The organism is Methylocystis sp., assembly GCF_051062815.1.
Lineage (GTDB): Bacteria > Pseudomonadota > Alphaproteobacteria > Rhizobiales > Beijerinckiaceae > Methylocystis.
Genome location: NZ_JBPFDU010000036.1, coordinates 1 through 6,233 on the forward strand (window position 1 = coordinate 1; position 6,233 = coordinate 6,233).

4 protein-coding genes and 3 pseudogenes are annotated in these 6,233 nt (G+C 59.8%); 2 read left to right on the forward strand and 5 right to left on the reverse strand.

Going from position 1 to position 6,233, the window contains the following annotated elements; genetic code table 11:
• The coding region (locus ACR65W_RS05740) for a hypothetical protein (RefSeq protein WP_434499579.1) at positions 1-182 on the reverse strand (182 nt) is incomplete at its 3' end.
• Here ACR65W_RS05740 and ACR65W_RS05745 point away from each other — a divergent pair.
• Positions 145-345, forward strand: a pseudogene (locus ACR65W_RS05745) (IS66 family transposase); the annotation flags it as partial. The gene ACR65W_RS05740 and the pseudogene ACR65W_RS05745 sit on opposite strands and share 38 nt — an antisense overlap.
• A 360-nt stretch (positions 346-705) precedes the next feature.
• Here the strand turns inward: ACR65W_RS05745 and ACR65W_RS05750 are convergent.
• Positions 706-1,605: a tyrosine-protein phosphatase gene (locus ACR65W_RS05750; protein ID WP_434499576.1), complete on the reverse strand. Its 900-nt coding sequence runs from the start codon at positions 1,603-1,605 to the stop codon at positions 706-708.
• Positions 1,606-2,104: 499 nt separating this feature from the next.
• Between ACR65W_RS05750 and ACR65W_RS05755 the strand changes: the two genes are divergently transcribed.
• Positions 2,105-3,205 (forward strand): ISAs1 family transposase, encoded by a 1,101-nt coding sequence (locus ACR65W_RS05755; RefSeq protein ID WP_434499577.1) that lies wholly within the window; start codon positions 2,105-2,107, stop codon positions 3,203-3,205.
• 713 nt (positions 3,206-3,918) lie between these two features.
• On the opposite strand, the pseudogene ACR65W_RS05760 reads toward ACR65W_RS05755, so the two are convergent.
• The 3 genes and pseudogenes from ACR65W_RS05760 to ACR65W_RS05770 form a co-directional block, all read right to left on the reverse strand.
• Positions 3,919-4,173, reverse strand: a pseudogene (locus ACR65W_RS05760) (transposase); the annotation flags it as partial.
• A 174-nt stretch (positions 4,174-4,347) separates the two neighbouring features.
• Positions 4,348-5,533 (reverse strand): IS3 family transposase gene (locus ACR65W_RS05765; protein WP_434499578.1). Its coding sequence is split into 2 segments (ribosomal slippage): positions 4,348-5,281 and positions 5,280-5,533, totalling 1,188 coding nucleotides; the frame shifts between segments, so codons are not numbered across the junction.
• Positions 5,534-5,559: 26 nt separating this feature from the next.
• A pseudogene (locus ACR65W_RS05770) lies at positions 5,560-6,096 on the reverse strand (transposase); the annotation flags it as partial.
• Between the last annotated feature and the right edge of the window lie 137 nt (positions 6,097-6,233).

Below are 6,233 nucleotides of genomic sequence, written 5' to 3' on the forward strand. Positions count from 1 at the left end.
CCCTTCGCTGACAGCTCCGCCAGCCGTTCGTCGACATCAAAAAATCCGGGCGTTCCCTTCGCCATGTCCGCACCCCCTTGCGACATGACTAAGTGAATCAACTCAACGCCGTTTTGGCCAGAGGTTTTTGGAGGCGTCCAGCTTCGCAAATCCGTCCGGCAGGCCGAAACCCGCCCGATCATGGACACGTTGCACGCCCGGTTGCTCGAAGTGCGCGACGGGCTGTCGCAAATATCACCGCTGACCAAGGCTATTCGTTATATGCTCGACCATTGGAGCGGACTGACGCGCTTCATCGAGGACGGCCGCATCGAACCGGACACCAATATTGTCGAGCGGCCGATTCTATCGACGCCGCAGCAATTGTTTTCGTGGCGACGGGAAGCGCGGCGGCGGGCGGCGGAATCTGACGCTGTTTCATTCACGCCGGTTGTTGTGGAGCGACGAGAGGAAGCGCCGGTCGCCTTGGCGTCGGAGAGCAGATCGGTCGCGGCTCGCCCGCATGTGATCGAACTCGATATTGATGGTGCGAGCCTCTGGATCAGCCGCGCAATCTCGCAAAGAGCGTGACGGTGGAGTAGGGCGCTCAGCCCTCGTGATGATCTCGACGGCGTTCTGCGCCTCGACACAGGCGGACTCAATGGTCAGGGCAGATCAAGCGCACGCGCTCGCGCAAGGAGCCAGGCTGCGCCATTCACGGTTCCATTATCCAAAAAAGCGGTCGAGCAACCCTGAAAAACCGCGATCTGCCCCGTGTCGGCGCTTTTCTCCCGACCCGCTGTCGCGCCGAGCCCCGGTCCATCGCGACTGCTGCCCGCGAGAACGGCTCTCGACGCTATAGGGGTCGCCCGAGTTCGAATGCTGCGCCCGGGCAGGGGGGGCCACCTCAGATGGAGCGACATTTTCCAAAATCGCGCGCGGACGAATAAGAACAAGCTGCTCCGCCTCTGCCTCGCCCAGCCATTTCGCCGCCGCCGCGCGTCCCTCGGCGAGGTCAGGCCTTCGGCGTCTTGCTCCGTGGGCGTCAGAAGCCAAAATATGGACCATCCCTTCATTCAACATTCGTTCCGACCAATATTGAGGTCTCCTGCCAAAGGAGCCTGTCACTGAACCGGAGGTAAGTTGCATCCAGACGCCGGCGTGGAAGAGCTGAACGAATGTCTCAAAACGACTTTCTATCCACGTCAATCTCTCAGGATGGGTGAGAATCGGCACATAGCCCGCGGTCAAGAGTTCAAAAAAGAGATATTCGATACGTGGCGGCGCAACGTGATGCGGCGGCTCCACGAGAACATATCGCGTGTCAGCAAGCGACAGGATTGCGCCAGATCGCAATCCATCCACCATGTTTGGAACGATATGAGCGTCGGCGCCGGTCACCAGGCGCAAAGGAATTTCATGTTCATCCAGGCAGTTCTGAAATTCGTCGACCGCCGATCGAATTTGCGGGCCGGAATTATTATAGACGCCAGGAAAGATGTGGGGAGTGCAAGCCTGAACGGTGACGCCATTGGCGACGGCAATACGCGCCATATCGAGAGCGATGTCGATGCTGGCGGCGCCATCGTCAATTCCAGGCAAAATATGTGAATGCAGATCAATCATCAAATAACCTCGACGCTGCGCCTGCGACAAGGTAACTTCGTATCAGATAACGCCTTTTCTTTGACGCGACCGCCACCCCAGGAGCGCCTTGAGCGCGGCAGAGACGATCCTGACGCTATCGAATTGAATTCGATCCACTTGGGCGATGAGAAGAAGGCTGGCGCCGCTTATTTCCAAATGGAGGAAGCTCTCCCACTTCCGGCGTCAGATATACACGGGCGGCCTTAAGGAGAAGACCCGGCCTCCACTCGCTTCTCGCGAAGGATATTTCCGCGACCGTCTTCGTTTTCTTCGTCGGCAATTACTTTCATCGTGTTTTTGCGCTGAAGATTCGCCCTCAGCTTTTTTTCTGAGCGACGCAGCTGAGGAAGCGTGATTTCGGGAGAACAGTTGAATCGCAGAGGCGCAATACACGAGCCGGCGTGAGCCAGGGCAGCGTCTTAAATCGTTGAGGCTTCGTTAACCAAAGCGGATTCGAAAGGCGCGGGAGGCGCGCGCCGTGACGAAGGGCTTTTTGGATCATATGCGGATTGTGCCGGACCACCGCGTGCCGGGCATGGTGACCTATCCGCTGGACGAGATTTTGCTGACGACGCTGGTCGGCGTCATTTGTGGCGGCGACGACTGGGAGGGGATTGAGGAAGTCGCCGAGGGCGCTCTCGACTGGTTGCGTCGGTTCCTGCCGTTTAAGGACGGGATTGCGACCGCGCAGACCCTGCGCAAGGTGTTTCGCCTGCTCGATCCCGCGGCGCTGGAGCAGGGCTTTGCCGCCTGGGCTTCGTCGCTGCGCCCGCTCGCGCGCGAGGTCGTGGCCGTGGACGGCAAGACGCTGCGCGGCTCGCGGCAGGCCGACAGAACGGGCGCGCTGCATCTCGTCTCGGCCTACGCCACGGCGGCGGGGCTCGTGCTGGCGCAACGCGCCGTCGACGGCAAATCCAACGAGATCACGGCGATCCCGGAACTCCTCGACATGCTCGCGCTCGAGGGCGCGATCGTCTCCATTGACGCGATGGGGACGCAAAAGGCGATCGCGGCGCGCATCGTCGAAAAGAAGGCGGACTATGTGCTCGCCCTCAAGGGCAATCAGACCAGCCTGCATGAAGACGCCAAGCTGTTCTTCGCCGATTCCGCCTGCCGTGAAGCTTGCGCCGAGGCGCGCGAAACCGACGCCGGTCACGGCCGCGTCGAAGAGCGCCTGTGCCGCGTCGCCGACGCCGCTTGGCTTTCCGAGCGTCATCCCGAATGGAGCGACCTGCGCGCGCTCGCGGCCATCACCGCAACGCGCTTCGACAAGAAGACAAAGGCGGAAAGCGTGGAGACGCGATTCTATATCTCCTCGCTCGCCCCCGACCCCAAAGCCATCCTCGCGGCCACGCGCGCCCATTGGGGCATCGAGAACAATCTCCACTGGACGCTGGACGTGATTTTCGACGAAGACAACTGCCGAACCAGAAAAGACCATTCCCCGCTCAATCTCGCCATCATCCGACACGCCGCCATCAACATCCTCAAAGCCGACAAGAGCAAAGGCTCCCTCCGCCGAAAGCGCCTAAGGGCCTGCATCGACCCCAGCTTCCGCTCCAACCTCTTCGAAGCTTAACGATTTAGGATTTCGCCCTGCGGCGTGAGCGCCAGGGCATTGACGGCGCTACGGAAAAAGGCTAAGGAAAACAAGCTATAAGTCAGGATGACTTATATTGTAAAGCTAACGCTACGGCAGGCGCCTTTAACGCCCTTCGCCCGATTATCAACACACGGATTTAAGTAGTAGGAATTGCTTATGCTGGAGGGGCGCGGGGCTATCAGATTCTGGAAGGTTTGCGCTTTTTGGTTAATATTCGCCATTGGACCGATTCTATGGTTACTTTTCCTGTACGAACCTACTGAACAATATGTCGTTCTAGACTATCGCGTATTCTTGGGCCTCCTAGCGCTCTTTAGCGCCCAGGCGTTTCTTGCCGAGGCGATCGGAATTCGCGCACATGCCCAGAAAATTTCGTTTCCACGCAGGCTGTTCCCGCGTCTTGGCTTTCCGACGCTGTGGCGCAGGCGAATAGCATTGAAAGACATTTCGCGAGTAGATTCGCTCGACGAGCGAACAATTCGTTTTTTTCTCAATTCAACAGAATTGGTGGACCTTTTATTTCCAGACTCGACGAGCAAACGATACTTTCTCCGCTACGTCGACAAAGAACTCGCTAGGTCGGTCCGTACGCTCCCGATCGCCGCCGCGAGAGCTCGCGGTCGCTCAGCAGGCAGCGAACCCAGATCGCCACGCTCTTGACCGCGATTACCGATTAGAGCGGATTCGTCTTAAACCGGCTCGTATCGGGCGGCGTCGAAAAAGTTTGCGCATTCATTTGGGGTGAACTGGTGGAGCAAGGCGCCGATCCTGTCCCAGAGGGCGTCGACGGTTCGCTCTCCGGCCTTTCGCAGCAGCGCTTTGAGTTTCGAGAAGGCCATCTCGATTGGATTGAAGTCCGGACTGTAGGGCGGGAGATAAAGCAGCGTCGCGCCTGCCGCCTCGATCGCCTTGCGCACGTCAGCGCCCTTGTGGCTGCCGAGATTGATGGGGTGGACGCCCCCTCGACGGCATCATGTGCCAGAGTGGTGGTGTTGGCAACCACTTGAAGGAGGCGTCCGCTAGCTAGCCGGCTGTTGAAGAATCTTCTCGCTTTGCTGTGAGGGGGGCTTCGTCGCCATTGTCGTATTCGAATTCGATCTTGACCTGCTCCTGAACTTTCATCCATCAGCGATTAGAGTCTCAAGAGATTTTACGCCGTCGGGCGCGATGTGAGCAACATGCGATCGGCGGAGCTGGTCGGGGTTGCGCAGCCGATCGCATGTTGCGGAGAGATTGGCGGCATAGGCGGCCGGTGTTTGATAGGCGAGCGCCGAATGGGGGCGCTTATGATTGTAATCGCTGACCCAGTTCGCGATCTTCGCCCGAGCGTGATTAAGCCCGAGAAACAGCGTCTCATTCAGCAGTTCGTCCCGCATACGGCCGTTGAAACTCTCGCAGAAGCCGTTCTGCATTGGCTTTCCCGGCGCGATGAAATGCCATTGGATCCGGTGGTCTTGGGCCCACGACAGCATCGCGTTCGAGGTGAACTCCGTGCCATTGTCGGAAACAATCAAGCCGGGTTTGCCGCGTCGTTCGATCAAGGTCGTCAGCTCCCGCGCCACGCGGCGGCCCGAAATTGATGTGTCGGGGATCGCCGCCAAGCACTCGCGCGTCACATCGTCGACGACGTTCAGAATGCGAAATCGGCGTCCATAAGCGAACTGGTCATGAACGAAATCGAGCGACCAGCGCGCATTGGCTGTGGCCTCAACCAGGATAGGAGCCCGCGTGCCGACAGCGCGCCGGCGGGCGCGCCGTTTGCGCACGGTAAGTCCTTCCTCACGATAAATCCGGTAGATGCGGTTGATCCCAGACGACTCGCCGCCCTGCCGAAGCAGGATGAATAGCCGCCGATAGCCGAAGCGCTTACGCTCGTTGGCCAACACGCGGATCTGCTCGCGCAACGCGGTGTCGGGCACACGCCGGGATTGATAGCGGATCATCGTGCGATCGGCGCTGACAAGGGTGCAGGCCCGCCGTTCCGACAGGCCCATCACGGCCTGCAGATGCGCGACTCCTTCGCGCTTGGCGGCGGGCCCTACCATTTTTTTGAAGAAGCTCTCGAAGCGCCGCGGAGTCCAGCATGGCTTCGGCCAGAAGCTTCTTCAGCCGCGCGTTCTCGTCTTCCAAGGCCTTCAGGCGCTTGGCTTCGGAGACGTCCATGCCGCCGTACTTCGACTTCCAATTGTACAGCGTCGCTTCCGAGACGCCATGCTTGCGAGCGAGATCGGCGGTCTTGGCGCCGGCTTCATGCTCCTTCAACACGCCAATAATCTGTTCTTCCGTAAACCGTGCACGCTTCATAGGTCCGTCCTTTACAAGGCCGGACTCTAATCCCCCGTGGAGGAACTTTGCAGTGGCAGGTCAGTCGGCGCCGCCATTAGTTTCGGCAGCCGCACCAGATTGTAGGCGGCGGCCGCGAAGGTGAAGGCCCAGCCGGCCCGCTCGCAGCCTCTGAACCTGGTCTGCTCCTGCCCGGCGATGGTTTTGATCCAGCCGAAGCCCTTCTCGATCTTCTTGCGGATGCGTTGGCTGATGGCGTAGCCCACATGCCGCGTCGTGCGGGCGTCGATCGCCGAAGTCCGTCCGCTGGTGTTTTGCGCGACATGCGGCGTCACCTTCATCGCACGCAGCTCATTGACGAAATCCTCGGCGTCATAGGCCTTGTCAGCGCCGAGCGTGATCGCCCGCGGGCGATCGGCGCGCGGCTCGATCATGTGCAGCGCCGCGATGCGTTCCGCGTGGCCGTCGGCTTGCGTGAGACAGGCGTCGACGAAGAGAGCGTTCCGGTTCTCCATCAGCGCGTGGCCGATGAAGCAGAGCTTCGCCTCCTTGCCCGGACCTTTGCGATAAAGCCGCGCTTCAGGGTGCCGATTCCGACGAAGGCGCCCGTCTGTAACGGGATAATGCCGCCCGGGGATTCCGGGATAATGGCGCCCCCCTTTTACGAGATGATCCCGCCCGGGCGCCGCGTTCATTGACCGACGAGATTTGTCTCACCTCC

Coding starts and splice junctions, on each gene's coding strand:
- ACR65W_RS05750 (WP_434499576.1), bottom strand. CDS start 1,605: ATGATTGATCTGCATTCACATATTTTGCCTGGAATTGACGATGGCGCC.